13 protein-coding genes are annotated in these 18,709 nt (G+C 35.8%); 3 read left to right on the top strand and 10 right to left on the bottom strand.

Features of this window, described 5'->3' with window-relative positions; all coding sequences use genetic code 11:
• Positions 1–197 precede the first annotated feature (197 nt).
• The 5 genes from K8V80_RS06460 to K8V80_RS06440 form a co-directional block, all read right to left on the bottom strand.
• A complete protein-coding gene (locus K8V80_RS06460; protein WP_276776294.1) occupies positions 198–977 on the bottom strand; it encodes a LytR/AlgR family response regulator transcription factor in 780 nt (259 codons plus the stop codon).
• On the bottom strand, positions 970–2,019 hold the full coding sequence (locus K8V80_RS06455; protein WP_276776292.1) for a sensor histidine kinase: 1,050 nt from the start codon (positions 2,017–2,019) through the stop codon (positions 970–972). Before K8V80_RS06455 ends, K8V80_RS06460 begins: the two co-directional genes overlap by 8 nt.
• 40 nt (positions 2,020–2,059) lie before the next feature.
• Positions 2,060–3,355, bottom strand: a complete 1,296-nt coding sequence (locus K8V80_RS06450; protein WP_276776289.1) for a TolC family protein — start codon at positions 3,353–3,355, stop codon at positions 2,060–2,062.
• Between the two features lie 162 nt (positions 3,356–3,517).
• Positions 3,518–6,559: an efflux RND transporter permease subunit gene (locus K8V80_RS06445; RefSeq protein WP_276776286.1), complete on the bottom strand. Its 3,042-nt coding sequence runs from the start codon at positions 6,557–6,559 to the stop codon at positions 3,518–3,520.
• A 10-nt stretch (positions 6,560–6,569) separates the two neighbouring features.
• On the bottom strand, positions 6,570–7,604 hold the full coding sequence (locus tag K8V80_RS06440; RefSeq protein ID WP_276776284.1) for an efflux RND transporter periplasmic adaptor subunit: 1,035 nt from the start codon (positions 7,602–7,604) through the stop codon (positions 6,570–6,572).
• A 513-nt stretch (positions 7,605–8,117) separates the two neighbouring features.
• Between K8V80_RS06440 and spt the strand changes: the two genes are divergently transcribed.
• From spt to K8V80_RS06425, 3 genes are all read left to right on the top strand, one after another.
• The gene (spt, locus tag K8V80_RS06435; protein ID WP_040310172.1) at positions 8,118–9,302 is read left to right on the top strand and encodes a serine palmitoyltransferase; all 1,185 of its coding nucleotides are present in this window, start codon (positions 8,118–8,120) and stop codon (positions 9,300–9,302) included.
• Between the two features lie 353 nt (positions 9,303–9,655).
• Complete coding sequence (locus K8V80_RS06430) at positions 9,656–10,270, top strand: hypothetical protein (protein WP_276776280.1); 615 nt, start codon at positions 9,656–9,658, stop codon at positions 10,268–10,270.
• Between the two features lie 275 nt (positions 10,271–10,545).
• Positions 10,546–10,989, top strand: a complete 444-nt coding sequence (locus K8V80_RS06425; protein WP_276776278.1) for a hypothetical protein — start codon at positions 10,546–10,548, stop codon at positions 10,987–10,989.
• Between the two features lie 13 nt (positions 10,990–11,002).
• Here the strand turns inward: K8V80_RS06425 and K8V80_RS06420 are convergent, their stop codons facing one another.
• The 5 genes from K8V80_RS06420 to K8V80_RS06400 all read right to left on the bottom strand — a co-directional run.
• Positions 11,003–13,246 (bottom strand): hypothetical protein, encoded by a 2,244-nt coding sequence (locus tag K8V80_RS06420; RefSeq protein ID WP_276776276.1) that lies wholly within the window; start codon positions 13,244–13,246, stop codon positions 11,003–11,005.
• Between the two features lie 11 nt (positions 13,247–13,257).
• The gene (locus K8V80_RS06415) at positions 13,258–15,450 is read right to left on the bottom strand and encodes a hypothetical protein (RefSeq protein ID WP_276776275.1); all 2,193 of its coding nucleotides are present in this window, start codon (positions 15,448–15,450) and stop codon (positions 13,258–13,260) included.
• Positions 15,451–15,467: 17 nt separating this feature from the next.
• On the bottom strand, positions 15,468–16,976 hold the full coding sequence (locus K8V80_RS06410; RefSeq protein ID WP_276776273.1) for a FimB/Mfa2 family fimbrial subunit: 1,509 nt from the start codon (positions 16,974–16,976) through the stop codon (positions 15,468–15,470).
• An 11-nt stretch (positions 16,977–16,987) separates the two neighbouring features.
• Positions 16,988–17,941: a FimB/Mfa2 family fimbrial subunit gene (locus K8V80_RS06405; RefSeq protein WP_276776271.1), complete on the bottom strand. Its 954-nt coding sequence runs from the start codon at positions 17,939–17,941 to the stop codon at positions 16,988–16,990.
• Between the two features lie 78 nt (positions 17,942–18,019).
• A partial coding sequence (locus K8V80_RS06400; protein ID WP_276776269.1) for an Mfa1 family fimbria major subunit occupies positions 18,020–18,709 on the bottom strand: 690 nt, incomplete at its 5' end.

The following is an 18,709-nucleotide window of genomic DNA, read 5'->3' as shown; positions in this document are numbered from 1 at the left end:
ACCAAATAACTGTATTAGAAGTATTGCTACTTATTATAAAAAAGTAAGAACAGAACTGGTGAAGACATCATAAAATTAAATAATAGGGACAACGAAAAAGACTAGCCGAACTTCACTTGGATATGGAAGTGCGAGCTGCTAAATAGTTCCTATACAAGGATCTATTTTCTTATTCAGGATAGAGAAGATAAGTTGATTTAATAATTTAGCCAAAGTTTAAAGGCGGACGACTTTTCTCTACTAATCAAAATCTGTTCTCTGAATTTAGGATTCACACGTACTGATAATTTTCCCTGAAAATAGGGTTCTACTCTAGAGATACTATTTATATTTAAAATCACTTGTCGATTAGCTCTAAAAAACTCATCTGGATCAAGCTCTTCAGTTAGCTTATCCAAAGAAAGATTAATGATATCCTCTTCTGTATTTCTTTTGACAGCAAAAGTTATTTTGTTCTCACTATAGAAATATGCAATATCATCAACAGAAAGCATTTTAAAGCTGTCACCAGCAGAAATTAAAAAACGAGTGCGATATCTCTTAGTTTGTGATGTAAGATTTTGCAACACCTCCTCTATCTGAGATTGTGCATTATAATCTACTATTTGCTTAGCTGTTAGTTTTTCAAAGCGCTCTATAGCACTATTTAAACGCTCCTTGTGAATGGGTTTCAATAAATAATCAATGCTATTTACGGTAAAAGCACGTACAGCATATTGATCATAGGCCGTTGTGAAAATAATAAAACTCAGTGGTTTAGCACGTTCAATAAAAAGAAAGGAGTTCCCATCTGTAAGATGAATATCTAAAAACACAATATCGGGATGTTTATTTTTTTCAAACCACTCTACAGATTCTTCTATACTACCTGGCAATAGCTCTAAATTCCATTCAGGTCGTAACTCCTTAATCATACTACTTAATAATCGAGCCGCAGGATATTCATCCTCGATAATAGCAACATTAATCTTACTCATATATAATAGGTATAGTAACGATAAAAAAATCACCGTCATCCATAATATAAATCTCTTTATTGTATAATAATCGATAGCGCTCAGCTAGGTTAGCCAAACCTTTACCAAATGACTCCACTTCTTGCTTTGGACGAATTCTATTACTAATAGAGATTGTTTGATTATCTAAATTAGACTGAAGCACTATTGACATCGGCTTTGTGAGACTTATCACATTGTGCTTTATAATATTTTCTACCAAAACTTGTAAAGTGAGTGGTGGTATCTTAGTATCAATTAATTCAGGAGGTATTTCATTTTCTAAAAAAATGCAATCTCCTAATCTTACTTGATGCAAGAAAATGAACGAGTCTAAAAACTCTAATTCCGACTTTAGACTCACCCATTGCTTATTCTCGCATTGCAATATATAACGATATACATCTGATAGATGCCTTGTAAAGAGTGTGGCATTTTCAGGATTATAAGAAATTTCTGCAATTAGTGTATTCAAACTATTAAAAAGGAAGTGTGGGTTGAGTTGGCTAAGCAAAGCTCTATTTTGAGCTTTAATAGCACTCTCTTCTAAAATCTCCGACCGACGGTATAAACGCAACATTTGACGATAGAAATTATTGACGATGGTTAGGCTAACAACTACGATTTGAATTAGCCATATAGTCAAAATTACAAATATTCCCGAAAGTTGGCGAATGTAGAAGGGGTTCTCAATCCCTACACTCCACTTTACAGCTCCCAACAATAAAATGTTTAATAGTAACAGGAGCACACTAATGGTAAAAAAATAAAGAATACTCTTTATCCTATCTTTTAAATAGGTAGGATAAGAACGTCTTATAACCTTATTTATATAGATTAAACAAAACCCCAAACTATTTACAACAAACACCACGGTTACTAAAGCTTTCAAGGAAATCAGTTGAACAAGATGATTTTCTGGAATGTCTGTATAAAGGACAAGTGCTAAATAAGAAAAACATCCCAAGCCCGTAAATAATAAAACATTTAGCAACCAGTGGTATTTGGTATAAAGACTTTTCATATTTTTTTCAATGTGCATTTAAGTATTAACAATGTAAGACTTAAAATTGATTCACACCTAGTACTCGATTGAAATTTGATTGTGCTATTTGTGCGTTTAATTTTGATTGCACGTAGTTCACTTGAGCATTTTGATGAAATAACTGAGCGTCGAGCACCTCTGTTATTGAAACTAAACCTTCTTTGTATCTTTCCATAGCCATATCCTCATTACGAGAAGCTTTTTCGAGTGAATTTTGAGTTAATGCTACTTGCTTCACAGCTTCTTGTAACGTATAGTAGGTAGATTGAACTTCAAGATTGACATTGTCAAAAGTTTTCTTGAGCATATCTTGTGCTATGGCAATACCATAATCAGAAGCATTTTTCTCTTTCTTTCTTTTTCCCCACTCAAAGATAGGTACACTAACCGTGGCATAAACACCATAGTTCAGGTTCATGTTTTTGGTTAAGTCATACCCTGGTGATGAATAATCTCCACCCACACCCAAACTCACTTGTGGCTTAAAACGAGCATCTTTCATTTTTTTAGTTGATTCTTGAATTTCTATCTGGTCTTGTGCAATTCTCATTTCAGGACGATTGGCATACACGCTAGACATCTCAATTAAAGAAGGAATAACTAAGATCTCTTTAACTTGATAATCCATAGGTAGTATTTGATTGAAGTCAACCCCCACAAAGGAATTCATAGACATACGGGCTACTTCACTATTATTTTGGGCCTGCATCAATTGATAATCGGCATCGTTTAGTTTAACCTCAGCCATTAATAAGTCATTAGCAGCCACCAAATCTTCTGTAACACGCTCATCTACAATTCTCACCAACTCTTTTACAGAAGCATTCATATTTATCATTACTTCTTCAATTTCTTTGTGTGCAACAGCATTCCAATAACGGATATCTGCTTCGTAAGAAACATTAGCACGAATTAAATCAAATTGATTTCCCGCTAAACTTGTTTCTTTTTCAGCCATCTTTACAGATTCTTTAATCTGTCCACCCATATAAATAGGTTGTACCAAATTCAGATTTAATCCATATCGACTATGCTGCCCTTGTAGGCTTAAAGGGTTATCAACCTGTGGTAGACTTACCTCAACTTCTAGAGGATTACCTTTGTAACTATAATCGGCACCTCCCATGAATTTGGGCTTAAAATCTGCCTTAGCAGACTTTATCAGCTCATTTTTTCTTAGAATATTTTTCTCTGAAGCTTTTAAGTCATGGCTGTATTCTAATGCCTGGATTCTATACTTTGATAGTAGATCCTCTTGTGCAAATAGAGTTAATCCACAAAGCAGGAAAGCTAATGACATTATATCTCTTTTCATATATTATCTATTTTGAATAATGAGTATAATTTAAAAGTAGTGGGGAGAACTCCAAGTTAAAGGATTGATATAGATGCATATTTCTCCCACACTACTTACAAGAATCACAAAGTATTCTTGCAGATTAGAAAGGATTTTAAATCGATCAACAAACTAACATTATTATTTTTCTTTTTGTACTTTATAAAAGACAGCATATAAGGCTGGAGTAACCAGTAAGGTCAATAAAGTAGCAAAGCTTAAGCCAAATACTATTGTAGCCGCCATACCCCCAAACACAACATCAAATAACAGTGGAACCATCCCCAAAATTGTTGTGCCGGCAGCCATAAGTACTGGCTTAGCTCTTGCTACTGTAGATTCAATGATTGCTGAATACGGATCTTTTCCTTCTCCTCTTTGAATATTAACCTCATCTAACAACACAATGACATTTTTTATAATCATGCCCAGAAGTCCAAGCCATCCTGCGACACCAAAGAATCCAAAATCAAGTCCTGTGGCTAGTAATCCAAACGATACTCCAATAAGTGACAGTGGCAACATTAAAAATATAATTAAAGGCTGCTTGAAGTTTTTAAACAAACCTACTAATATCAAGATCAAGAATAAGATAGCTAGTGGAAAAAACTTGAGGAGAGCTTGCATGGCCTCGCTTTGATCTTTTATTTGTGAGTCCCAAAAGAATGTATAACCATCGGGAAGCTCTATACTCTCTACCTCATCTTTTATTTCGGATAGTACCTCTCGCATTGTCGCACCATCTACTACATCACACTGTGCTGCCATAGACAGTTGTCGATCATACGTCTTTACAATAGGGTATTCCCAGTCTAATTCAATGCTCTTAGTCAGCTGAGACAAAGGAGCCGATTTATCCCCATTCCATACCGAATAGTCTCCCAATTGTTGCAGGTCCATTTGGCTGTTTTCTACTGAAGATTTTAGTAAGACGGGAACTTTTTTCTCATTATCTCTATATATGCCTACAGGTAATCCATCTTCAATGGCTTTGATACCCTGCATCATACTTGCTTTACTTATATTCAGTTTGCCAGCATTAATTGGATCATAATGAGCTTTAACCATCAATGCTCTATTCTTCCATTCATTACGTGGGTGGGCTGCTTTGGGATTTTTATTCATAATGTCTATTGCCACCTGAGTTAAAGAATCTAGTACAGCAACATCTGGACCTAAGAATCGAGCTTCTATTAAAGCTTCAGGAGCAACACTTAGCTCAAACCTATTGACCTTAACAAACATATCTGGGAAATTGGCATTCATTCCTTCTCTTAAAATGCCTTGTAATGCGCGAGCCTCTTTGGGGCTAGTAGCTTTTACTAAGCACTGAGCATAATTGGATTGTGGTCCAAAAGCAACGTTTGCTAAATAGTATCTAGGTGGAGTTTGTCCCACAAATGATGAAACTTGTTCTGTTTGTTCTTGGCTTCTTACATAGTCTACTAGTTCAGCAGTTCTTTTATTCATTTCTTCTATGCGTGTACCCTCGGGCATCCACATATCAATGGTAAAATACTGTTTGTCGAGTTGGGGCATAAAAACTGTTGGGATATACTTAAAGCCCCAACCCGATACAAACAGCAGCACAACAACTAAACTTACGACGATGTACTTATTTTGAACTACTAATCCCAACAACTTACGAAAAGAATTGTAAATTTTTCCTTGGAATAACTCTCCAGTAATTTCATCAGGTCTTGGTCTGGCTACAAACTCTTGTACAAAGAATACGTTTTGAGTAATAGCAAATACCCAGCTTAATAACAGAGATACTCCAATCACAATGACTAGTGATGAAAGTAACTCTCCTGTAATGTGCGGTGAATAATAAATAGGTAAAAAAGTAATTATAGCTATCACTGTTGCCGCTAATAGTGGCATAGCGGTAACCTTTACTGCTTTAAGAATAGCGACACGTTTCCGCATACCCTTTTGCATATTCACCAAGCTGGAGTCATATACCACAATGGCATTATCGACCAACATACCCATAGCAATAATAATTGCCGCCAATGACATCCTTTGTAGGGCTATTCCCGATCCAAACATATAAATCAATGTTCCAAATACGGAGAATATCAATCCGCTACCAATCAGAATACCATTTTTAACACCTATGAAGAAGAGTAGAACTGCAATAACTGTAATGACAGATACAATAAGGTTTGTGATAAAACCTTCATTCGCTATGGCAGACTCTAACCCTTGGTCATAGATGGGAGTCAAAGATAGTCCTTCAGGTAATCTGGATTTAACGGAAGCCACTACTTCTTCAACTGCTTCAGCCATTTCTACCACATTACCATCAGAGACAGTCGCTACAGCAATACCTACTGCTGGATTATTATCGACACGCATCTCATTTATCTGAGGGTGCACATAACTTTCGGTTATCCGAGCTATTTCATTTAGTTTAAAATATTCCCCAGTTTGAGATACTATGATTAAGTTTTGTATTTCTTCTAAACTATTAAAGCTACCCGATGCTTCAATTCGGAATCTATTTGATTCGCTTTCTATAGCACCCGCATCAACAACTTTGTTTTGCTTATTAAAAGCAAGTGCAATATCCGCCGAAGTAATACCTGTTTGAGCCATAACAGCTGGATCAACTGCTATTTCAATAGATCTTTTTTGGATACCATAAAGAGTAACTTTTGCTACATCTTTCACATTAAGCAAACCATTTTTAATTTCTATAGCATAATCTTCTAGCTGTCGAGGAGTAAATCCTTGACCATGAAGGCCATAAAACACACCTAATACATCACCAAAATCATCTTGAACGATTGATTTAGAAGCACCCTCAGGTAATTTTGCTTGGGCATCTCCCACTTTACGTCGAAGCAAGTCCCAGCTCTGTTGCATCTGGTCGGCTCTAAGCTCTTTCTTTAAATAGATAGTCATTTTAGACAGACCTTCTCTGTTATCTGTCTTTATGTAATAGAGTTCGCCCATCTCCTGAATGGCTTCTGCAAGTACATCCGTAACCTCAGTTTCTACTTCCATAGGAGAAGCACCAGGGTATGGTGTAATTACTACAGCTTGCTTGATGGTAAAAGGAGCATCTTCTAGTTTACCCATATTAAAATAGGAGAACAATCCCCCACCCAATATTAGGATCATTAGCAACCATGTAAATGACTTGCTAGATAAAAAGTATTTTACAAATTTTTCCATTACAAATTACTTAGAGCGAAGAGACTTCTCTTCCTTCGAATAACAAGTTTGTATTCGATGTTACTACTTTATCATTCTCTTGAAGCCCTGATACTATTTCTACTAGGTTATCACGATGTAAATCACCTAGTTTTACCGACACAGACTCTGTTTTATTACCACGCAACACCCACACATACGTACCTTTTTGGGGTTGATTGCAAACAGCTTGCTGGGGAACGAAGATGGATGCTTTACTACTATCCTTACTAGATGGTAAAACCAACGAACCTGTCATTCCACCCAATAAGCTATAATCTTCATTGTCAATGATAGCTGTTAGGAGATAGGATAAGTTATTATAAGTTGTACTCTGAGAAACAGTAATTTCACGAGTAGTCATCTTTTTCTCGGGTAGCTTATCAAAAGCTAGACTTACTTCAATAGAGTTTTTTGCTGCTTTACCAAGCTCTATAGCTAGTTGCTCAGGAATATAAGTTTCTGCTTTCAACTTTGTAATATCTATAAACGTTACTACAGTTTGTGACGGACGAACATCTTGGTGTTTTTCAATTTCTACCGACTGGATAAATCCATCAAAAGGAGCTTTCATATAGGTATCATTCAACTCATTAGTAGCAGTTTCGTATGCAGTTTTTGCCGTAACATACTCTGCATGAGTTTTTTCATAGCGACTACCAGATACATTCCCTTTATGATATAGATTGCTTATTCTTATAAATTCATTTTCTGTTTGTTGAAACACAGCTTTAGTTTGTTCTTTGCGGATAATGAAATCACGATTATCTATAGCTGCAATAAGCTGCCCTTTCCTGTAATATTGTCCAGGATGAACGTCAAATTTAACAACTGGACCTCCAACTCTAAAAGATAGTTGGGAAGTATTATAGGGCTTGGTACTAAATGTGTACCGACGATCATCTGTTGAGGAAAAAGATTTAGCTTCTCCCACTGTCACTTTAAAATCTTGATTGCCCGTTTCTTTTTTATCAGAACTGCAAGATGATAAAAGTAATACTAAACAAATAGGAATAATAGTTCTCATAAATCGCGTTTATTAATTCTTCTCATTTTCTGCATCAAAAGTAAGGGAAGCATCTATACATTACCTTATATACTTTACCAAAGCTGTATATTGAGCGACTCAAACGTATTTTTGATAGACTGAACTTTTTTTCATCCCAAAAGAGACTAAGAAAGAAGGCTTTATAGAGAGAAGAAATTAGTAATAAAGTCATAAAACTGTATATCTAAATGAATATTTATGGCCGCTCAGAATGTTTGTATAGGATAATTGGCAAAAACTATTACCTATTGAGACGCTAAAACTGTACATAAAACGATTAAGTGTGCAGTTTAAAAGGTTTGTATTTCACATTAATGATTTTGACATTGCGATTTGTAGCAATTTTTTGCTAAAAAGAATGGATTCACTAGTTTTATTCTTATCTTTGCCCTCTGTTTGAAATGACTATAAATACACATACACTACATTTATCAACTATTCGTTAGAACAGAATAAAACTGAACTATACGAGTGTTTTATAAACATCAATTCATGGGATTATTACAAGATAAATTGGCGAAATACGACCTTCCTCAACAAATTAAATCAAAAGGCGTATATCCCTATTTTCGCTGCATAGAGAGCGAACAAGATACAGAGGTGAAAATGAGCGGTAGAAAAGTGCTCATGTTTGGCTCAAATTCTTACTTAGGCTTAACCAACCACCCAAAAGTAATTGAAGCAGCTGTTGAAGCTACCCGTAAATACGGTACAGGCTGTGCAGGATCTCGTTTCCTTAACGGAACGCTAGACCTTCACTTACAGCTCGAAAAGGAACTAGCGGAATTTGTAGGTAAAGAAGATGCAATTATCTACTCTACTGGTTTCCAAGTAAACTTAGGGGTAGTTTCATGCGTAACAGGGCGTGAAGACTATATTATATGTGATGAACTAGACCACGCTTCTATCGTTGAAGGCCGCCGTTTATCGTTCTCTACAGTATACAAGTTTAGACACAACAATATGGAGTCGTTGGAAAACGAACTTAAAAAGTGTCGCCCTGAATCAGTGAAACTTATTGTCGTGGATGGTGTCTTTAGTATGGAAGGCGATATTGCCAACTTACCTGAAATCGTACGACTTTCTAAAAAGTACAATGCGAGTATTATGGTCGATGAAGCTCATGGCTTAGGTGTTTTGGGTGATCATGGACGTGGAACTTGCAACCATTTTGGCTTAACTGACGATGTAGATCTTATTATGGGTACATTCAGTAAGTCTTTAGCGGCTATTGGTGGTTTTATTGCAGCAGATGAAGAAGTTATCAACTACCTTCGTCACAACTCTCGCTCTTATATTTTCAGCGCTAGTAATACTCCTGCTGCTACAGCGGCTGCAAGAGCTGCTCTAGAAATAATGAAAACAGAGCCCGAACGTATTGAACATCTATGGGATCTGACTCATTATGCTCTAAAATGCTTCCGTGATGCTGGCTTTGAGATAGGTTCTACATCTACTCCTATCATCCCTTTGTATGTGCGTGATATGAATAAAACATTCATGGTTACCAAGATGCTATTTGATGAAGGTGTCTTCGTGAACCCTGTTGTTCCACCAGCATGTTCGCCAAACGATACTTTGATTCGTTTCTCACTGATGGCTACACATACTAAAGAGCAAATAGACTTTGCAGTAAGCAAATTGATCAAATGTTTCAAAGCTTTAGATATTCTCTAAGATGCTTTTAGACATCAAAATATAACGAAAGGGTTGACTAGTGATAGTCAGCCTTTTTTGTTAGAATCATTTTGATTATTAATTATTTACAACTCACACTTACTCCAAATAAGTGCTTCGCAATAACAAGTTTTACTCAAATATTTACATATTCAAGCTATATAGCTTATTATCAAGATTATATAAAGTAAATATTTATTAAAATACTTGGAAATATACCTATAAAATGCCTATATTATGAACTTGTATATGGAGCATATACTCAAAAGAAGATTCTTGTAGCTATAAGCTTTTATTACTCACAGAAGCAAGCTACATCTTTTTCAGTTACACATTTTTAAAATATTAATCAAATGTCTACAGTATGGAAAGAACAAACTATGGGCAATTCTGCTACGACTAGAAATCGCAGCTATAGGAATCAACGCAGCTTTTATAACACAAAGCCCATATTAGACAAAAACTCTACCGATACACAGTCTTCAACATCTACCAACGGGGATAGTAAGGATCACATCGCCCTTCACGACTTCCCTCCACAGGTAGATAAGATTTACTCATCAAATAATTTGATGACTATTCGCGTGGAAAGCAAGTTAGTAACCCGATCAATTGGAGAATGGATTGCAAAAGATCCGTTGAGCTTTGCTCAGGTAAGAAATAAGTATGATTTTGAATTGGAGCCACACCTCAATCGTGTCCTCTTTGAACGTATGAGAAGAATACCCAATAAACAAAAACAATTCTTAGGACTGAAGCTAAACATTGATTTTCCTAAATACTCCGAACCTATTCCTGCTAGTATCCCCTATAAAAGATACCCAGTGGAATTTTATATGTGGTGGCTTGAGAATAAGGATGCAGTAAAACTTAGTTTTAAGGAAAAGCTTGAGCTTCTCAATAAAGTAAATATGCTCAACAAAGATGCTCTCCTACCCCAACATCTTGCTTTAATGAACCGTATATAAGCACAGCATAAATAAATATTAAATTTATTTAGACACCGGCATGACATCATGTCGGTGTCTAAGTTTAAGTCTGCCTCTGTAAAATGAGGGTATCATTTACCCAAATGATATTTCTCTCAGGTGGTATCTACTGCAACTATCATCCTTACTCGATTTTTAAGTAAAACTAAAAATATCATTTAAGTATCACTAGTGCATCCCAGAAAAATAACGTACCTTGTCTCGGTCAACTCCACATCACAAATTGTTAAACACAATTAAATCAACAGCTTATTATGTGTAAAAACAAAAAATCACAACGGGTTTTTATCACTCTTTTCATTGTTGTACTTCTACTGGGTATGGGGTATGGTATGCTACAATTCCCCTTTAAACAACTAAATATAAATTGTCATTCTCTTCTATCTAAAACGAGTAACTCCTTTACTTTAGTAGATATTAATGATGAAGAATGGGATTCTGTTTACATTGCAGGACCTTACAACAACCTCGAAGATATAGATAACTCACTAGACTGGAAGTATAAAAGAAAGGTCAGTTTTATCGCCTCTAGTGATACGGAGTGTATCTTATTCTTTCTTAGAAAAGGAGAGCTAATTCATTATGCTGTTATTCCTCGTAAGCAAGTAGATTTTAGTTTGCTAGATGATCTTTTTCTATCCAAAAAAAATGCACTATATGTAGATAATCATACAGTGCATTTAAAAGCCCTAAACTAAAAAAGTTCATCTCTTATCTATTTCTAAAGGCTATAGAACCCCCTTTTTTCAGTTCGCCTGCTGTTATCATAAGTACTTGATTGTTATATGAATTACGTAAGCGAAGCAGGGTATTATCTGGAATATTGCTTGGAATTCTTATTTCAATATTATTTATATATGCAGATTCTCGATGCCTCATAAATTTTATTTCAGGATGCCCTTCTGCCTCAATACGATAATATCTCATATCCATGAGATAGTAATTATTTCTATACAAATAATACACATCACCAGCTGTTGATATAAGATAAGGTTCTAAAACAATATCTCTATTTTGCAGTAAACTACTATAGTACACCTCTTTCTTATAAGAAGTTCCATCTGTTAAGCGAGAGGAAATAGAGACATATTGAGAACTGTTTGCTTTATCTCTTTCAAACTGAAAGCGATATTTCCCATTTTCATAGACCAGTAAAGATCTAGGGATATAAGAGGGTGAAACCACTACTTTAGCCGACATTGGGAGTGGCTTGTTTTCAACATCTTTATAATAAATATTACCTCTAGCGCTATACATAGGAATGCTATTGGAAGCTGCCACCTGCAACTCTTTGAGCTGATAATAATCTGAATAGATACTCACAACCTCAGATGTGTTGCTCAGCGTTCTTTTAAAATAGACATTGTGCTCCCCTGCTTCTTTCACCATAAACTGATAAACATACAAGCCATTCTCTAAGCCTTGAATCACTAAATTGCTGTTCTTACCCGCATCCGTATTAGGATATAAGTATTTACTCTCAATGAGGAATTTGATAGGGAAAATAGCTTCACTCACAATTTCTTCTTTAGGAATATTTAGCTGAATAACGACTTCATCATCACTCTTATCTCCATAACTTATTAAACGTGCATTTAGTACTCGTTTGTGTCCGAACTCTATTTTTACAGTACGCATCAAATCACCTGCTTTAATTCGCACTTCACCTATATGCGTCTTTAAATCAGGCAGAACCCAGTAACTTTTCGCTCTTATCGTACCTGTTATTTTCTTTTCTTCTTTTGATAAAATTACATTGTAATAAAAAGTAGTAGGGTTTAATACTTCCTCCCCCTCATTCTGAATAAGTGTAATTTCTACATCCTTTTCTGTGTAAGGGAAAGATTCTCCATTTGAACTAAATGTATAATCAACCCAGAAATCATTATTGGGTTCATTGTAAATATAAAAGGTCTTATCGACTGTTAAAGAGGTATATCCATCAGTTATTTTGGGATACTCATCGAGTAACACAGATAAAGAGGCATTTTCTGCTGGAGCATTGTTTACCGCTTCTTGCAAATCTCGATATCCTTTTTTAGAAACAGCTTTGATCTTAATACTATAATGAGTATTTCTATAAATATCTAGTCGGGTAAGGGCCTTACTATCGTGAAAACCGAGTTTATAATAGCATATTTGCCCTTCAAAACGGGCCTTTAGAATGATATAAAGATTGTTGTCGGTTGTAGAACGATGTCTCTCAAAAAGATCAAATGCTTGATGTGCTGGTGTAAACTCTACTTCATCTGCAGAGACTGTTAGTACTCCATTTTTATCCATAGGAGCAAAAGTTTGAAGTTCTAAAGGATAGCTTTCTGTAATAGCACCTTGTGTAAAGAGTTTCTTTTGACCATCAAAAGGAGCTAATGTTCCTTTTTGAGGTGTATTATGAATGCTAAATCCTAAAATCTCAAAGCGATCGAGTGTACCTGTTTCGTTGAGAATAGAGATACGAGCTTGATTTCTCAACAACTGAATCGTTCCTAAATAAGTATTTTCCTTCAAACTAGGGGCAACTATTCTTTGCCAATACATAGCTTGCTCTCCATTAATCTGCGTAATCACTTCTCCCTCGTCTTTCCCTTCATACTTTGAAGAACTCTCCAGATTGAATAAAACATCTAAACTACCTTTTTCAACCAAAGCTAAATGAATAATTCGCTTCTGTACCGAACTAGGTAAGCTAAAATTTAAGGAAGCTGAAGGGGTATAATCTTGTTTTCGATAGGTTATCCATAAACCTTCTTCATCAAAAAGAAAGAGATAGAGTTCTTTATGGTCTGTTGTGTTTGTGCGGGTAGTACTATTGGAGTCAAAGTTTGCATAGTCGAGTTGCAAACTTATGGATACATCAGAATCACCTTCCTCCTCTTTAATGATATCTAAATCACTAGCGCAAGAAGTTATTGCTAGTGCTAGTATTAAGCTAAATAGAATATATTTTATGTTCATGATTTTTGTCATTAAATATCTCTTACACACCTTACATAGGCGCTATAATAATAATGTGAACTATAGGATCCACTGATATATGCAGGATCTGCAAACCCTAAATAGTTTGGAATTGAATAGTTTGACCCATCCCAAACCACACCTCTGCCATAATATATGCTATAACTATCATTGCTAAAATTAGCATTGGGAGTTCTGTAATCGCCAAATGCTCCTTCATATCCATCAAACTCATTGATAGCCATAAAAATATGATAACGATAACTAGCACCACTCCAGTAATTAGGTCCTCTAAACAAATCTTTTATAGGGGAATAATAATCATTTTGGAGTGCATTTAGGTATTCTATTTCTGCTTCGGTAGGCAATCGCCAAGTTCCTGGTTCATAACCGCCCTCACCATAAGTAGCACAGCGTTCTCGTGCCGACATGATAGTTTGTCCGTAGAAATCATAGCTACGGTTATACATTACACGGTTGTAAATACTTCGTTGAGAGGCTACAACAAAATTGGGTGAAATAAGCTGATTGTGTTCTTTGTCTTCATAGGTATATACTTTTCCATCTTTTATATACGTAGGATCTCCTGTCTTGTATTTTTTACCATTAAACTCCTCACCTCCAGCAAGCGTTGTTATCGCAAATAGATTAAAGTTGTTTTGGCTATTTGTACCTGCATCATCATTATAATCATGGGTATAATAAACACCTTTAAACTTCTGAGACTCTTCCGATCTTCTTCCTGTAATATAACGGGCAGGATATTGTTTAATAGTCAGTTCTTCCTGAAACCCATATTCATCTTCAAATACTACTGTTATGTATCTGGGAGAGAAGTTACGAGGTATCGGTGAGGATATCTCAATGTTTTTGGGCGTTGTATTGTTGTTTATTGTAAATCGAGGATATTCATAACTATAAGAATTGATATATTCTTTATAAGACTCTAAATCTTTTTTACCTGCTTCTTTTTGTCTCCAAGCATAGTACCATACCTCTTTTATTTTTGCCGTTCTTACTTTTGATGAGGCTACAAACTGCACCTTATATTGGTCGGTATTTGCCATATACACCTCATGCTCCTTCAACATAAAATAGTGTGCTTGTACAATAGAGGTGCTCAACTCCTTTATTGACCAATCTTGTATGATAAATTGCGAGTTAAGCCATATAGGAGATTTCTCGATTGTGCTACCTAGCTGTCCGATTACAGGATTGATAAAATAATGATGATTCGCATTCACCTTATTATATCCTTTGGGATTGACCGATGAATCTCCTGCAATAGGAATGGCATAATAGTAAGTATCCACCTCGCCACTATCCGATCGCTTTAACTGGATACGATATTCTAAATAAGTCTGCTTGCTTTCTTCTTTCCACTCTCCCGAATAAGAATAGAAAACAGCTGTTCCCTTTGGAGGAATAACCCGAAAGTTTTTCACATCCTTGGGTTCATTATCCATTGTCAGATACGAGGAGATATCTAGATGCGACTTGGTATAAATATTGTGTAACCTTACCTCTACGGCATTCTCATCTACAGGAAGGTAGAAGAACTCTTCTCCTAGTGCATTGTATCCTTTTATTCCTTGTGTAGGAAATGTGGGGTACTTACTTTCTATCTTCGAGGCCAATCTGACTAATGAGATATTACCAAGTACATTCTCTTTCCCTACAAAATGAAGTTGTTTGGATAGGTTACCAAGCATTACAAACTGCTGAGGCACACTTTTTTCAAGGAAAGAGGCATTTTCAATTACATGTTGTTTCAGCTCATCCAACTGATTAATCTCTCCCGCAGAATGATTGACTAGTACATAAATCTGCACAACCGCATCACTCAGCTCTTTACGTAACCGCATAGAGGGTACCGATATTTCTAGTTTGGTATTACCCTTGAGAGATAAAGAAGAAGTTTCGGGTTTCCATATCAGTTTTCCCTCTGAATCAAAGAAAAACACTTCAATAGAGTGAATTGTATTTTCATTCAGATGATCTTCTCCAGGTTTGGTTCCTTCAGATATACTCCCTCTCGTAATAGTAGCAATGCCCTCTGAGGAGGGGGTAGATAATGTTAAGTAGATTGTTCCCGCATCCATTTCACCCTCACCGTCCTCTGTATCAGAAGTACATCCACTGAATAGAGGTAGGAGGATGATCATGAAGAAGGACCAGATGTATGTTAGTTTATTTCTTTTCATAGAATTGGGGATATTTATTATATCAGTTGAACTTTAAGTCGATTATTCTTTCCATAAAGTGTTATTTCTCTTCCACTTTTCAATTTCACTTTTAATGGAACTTCTTTACCATCGACAGTAAAGTACAGTTCAGTAGATTGATTAATTAGCACACTCGATACTGCCCTCGTAGTAAGGGTTATGGCTTTCTTTCCTTGAATGGGATCAGCTTCTGCATAACCAGTATCGGCTCCTACAAACTGAAAATTGTGTCCATTGGTAAGTGTTGCTTTCCACTTTGCCGTTTGTGGACTCTGGAGCCAAAAATGTATAGGAGGAGTTTTTTCTCCTTTATGAATACGTATCACATGGTCTTCATAGAAGTCTATATCATCAATTACGAGAGTAGGTACTTCATATTTTACTTCTGCATAGTTGTCGGACTGATATTCTACGTAGTTCCAAGGAAGTATATTTAACTCTAAATCAATATCATTTTTGTTGAGCTTAATTCGATGAACATAGTGTTTGTTTCTTTCTAGGTTATATTCGGGCTTTTCGCCATTTAAACCCAATTTTTCTCCTCGGGCAAACTCAAGATATTTGATACCTACTCCTTTCCAACTATTCTCGTAATTGGAAACAATGGGTAGCTGATACTCTTGATCATCAGCCAAACGAATATAAATATAAGGGACGGTTTCTGAATTTTCTTTCCATTCATTAGCACCCGAAAAATATTCGGGGAAATAATTCAAGGTCTTGATTTGAAATTCTTCTCCACCGTCAACTATTCCTTCAAGGCTTAACTGACTCTTCTTACTAGCCGATAGCTTTGCTGGGAAAAAGGGAAAGATGGAAGTTGTGGTATTTCGTATCTGTACCCCTTCTATCTTTTTATATGAACCAGATAACCCTTGAATATCTTTAAAACCTTCTCCCTTTAATATCAAGCTTATTTTAGCTACGGCACGTTCTAGCTCCACAGGGCGAGCATTTTTTAGTAATTCAAATGAATGAGGATGTGTCTTTGTTCCTCCTTTGGGAATGTAAACACCTTCTTGAATGTGAGTCATCAACAAGCCTTTATTGGGAATGTCCGAATTGTTCCATTGTCCCTCTTTTACTTCAAGCTCCTTGAGCTGTTCACGAGTAGTAATCTTACTTAATTTATTTTTTACTACAGATGATGGATTAGCTAAAAAATAGAAATCATACATTCCTGGTACTACTGCTATCCATTCATTGGTTTCTAGTGGGGTATGTACCACAGGGTCTTTCAATGTCAACGTTTTGCGTTTGACAAGTTTATGCGTATCGTGATCAAAAAGAAATACTTCTAGTTCTTTCACTAAGAACTCTTCATCTACTACTTGCTCATTCCATGCAGAGCGTGTAAATAGAAGGTAGCTCAAGTTGGCGTCTGATTGCCCCACCACTGATTCGCTTGTACCCAGCGTTGGTAGCAAGTCGGACTGACATGAAGTAAGCAAGCCTATGATTAGTACCAAACCCAAGTTCATCCCACATTTCATCATTTTACCCATAATTATTCCTATTAATCTATTCCTAACTCTGTATCGTAACTGTGAATTAACCAATCGTTTACCCAGATAGCCGAACAATAGAAAGTATAACAATCTTTGCATCTATCACTTAGTTTAAACTTGAGTTCAAAATCGTTTTCACAATCGATATTTATATTGTAGTTTTTCATTAATATGCTTCCCAAAAGATCACCTTGGTAGATGATTTCATTACTTCGTTTATTACGAATGATCAACTCATTTTGCTGCCCCATCTTTAAATCTAAGACGTGAAAATAGCTTTGAGATTCATTCTTCTCTACACTATAATTCTTTTGATAGGTGAGTTGTGGCTGATGAGTAGGCAAACTACCATCTCCATTCTGTAGCCCATTAGCTGAGCGTATGATAACTTCAAAGTTATTGATATCCTCTTCTACTGATTCATCTAGTGTGAGTAGCACCTTTATGCGATTGGTCTTTTCAACTATAGGAATCGCAATCTCTTTAAATACAGAACCTTCACCTTTAGCACGGGGTGTTTCAAAAGCTTCACTTTCACCGATATAAAGAGGTTCTAATTCTGTAACTTGTACTTGATTTTCTTTCTGAGATAGTGACAGATAAGCATCTGTTGGTTTTTGTACAACAGATTCTGTATAGCTCTTATCTACCCCACTCCATACTTTTATTTTATAAGTTCCTTGAGGTAAAACTAGAGTAAGTCCATTCTCTTCTGTTTGCGTCCATTCTTCTCTTTTTATCTGCTTGATAAGATTATCTTGATCGTCAAAAGTGAGAATGCGTAAATCTTTTAGCTCCGTAAAAGGAGTTTTTAGCGATGAACATGCATGGGTATGATAGAAACGAAGTGATACACCTGTTTCGCAATCTTCTAGATTATCATAAATAAGGGCATCACAACTAGTTAGGCTTATAAAAATCAGAAGAGAGAATACTTGAAGTATTCTATGAATTGATTTCATGCTGAATATTTTAAAATTGGTCTACAGAAAACCAACTGTTTTCTGTAGACCAATAGAAAATGTATAATTGAGTATTAGTTAGTAATCATTTCCTAAATCCATGTCATAAGAATTTAAGCCCCAATCAAGAACAGAAATCTTCACTGATAAATAAGTTTTATCTAGTTCTAGTGGATCTGTTGGATCAATAGGATTTCCTGGATCTTCTGTCCCTGGCTTAGTAGGCTCATTAGGATCGAGTGGATTATAAGGTAAACCGATTTCATTGAAACCTGTGATATGTACGTGATACACTTGGTTACGAACGGTTGGAGATGTTTTTGTTTTCGTTTGATCTGCCTCACCTCCTGATACTGCATTAGGGTTCAACCAAAGTACATACTTCATTACGCCTTTACGGTATGCTCTTACTTTTTGTCCACCTCTAACCGCATCAATAGCAGCTGTTTCATCCGCATAGAACTTACCATCAGTCATACCTAAGAACAAGTCTGAACCCTCAGTGTATACTTTTTCCGTATCAGCTAAAACAGATGTAGGTTTAAATTTAGCTCTTACCTCAAAGTAAGTAGTATTTCCTTTTCTATAATCAGCCTCTCCGTGAGTTACAGGAAGTACAAACTTACTTACTGCTTCTTTCACTAGTACATCTTTGATGTTGACTGTTGTACTCGACTCTATTTTTGAAACTTTTGTAAATTGTTCTAGTCCAGAAAAATCATATTTATTCATCACTTCTGTATTCCAAGGATCATTAGCAGGAACGTA

The sequence above is a fragment of the Bacteroides coprosuis genome, from assembly GCF_020741705.1.
GTDB lineage: Bacteria > Bacteroidota > Bacteroidia > Bacteroidales > Bacteroidaceae > Bacteroides_E > Bacteroides_E coprosuis.
Note: the sequence above shows the minus strand (reverse complement) of the source record. Positions and strands in the feature narration are given on the sequence as shown.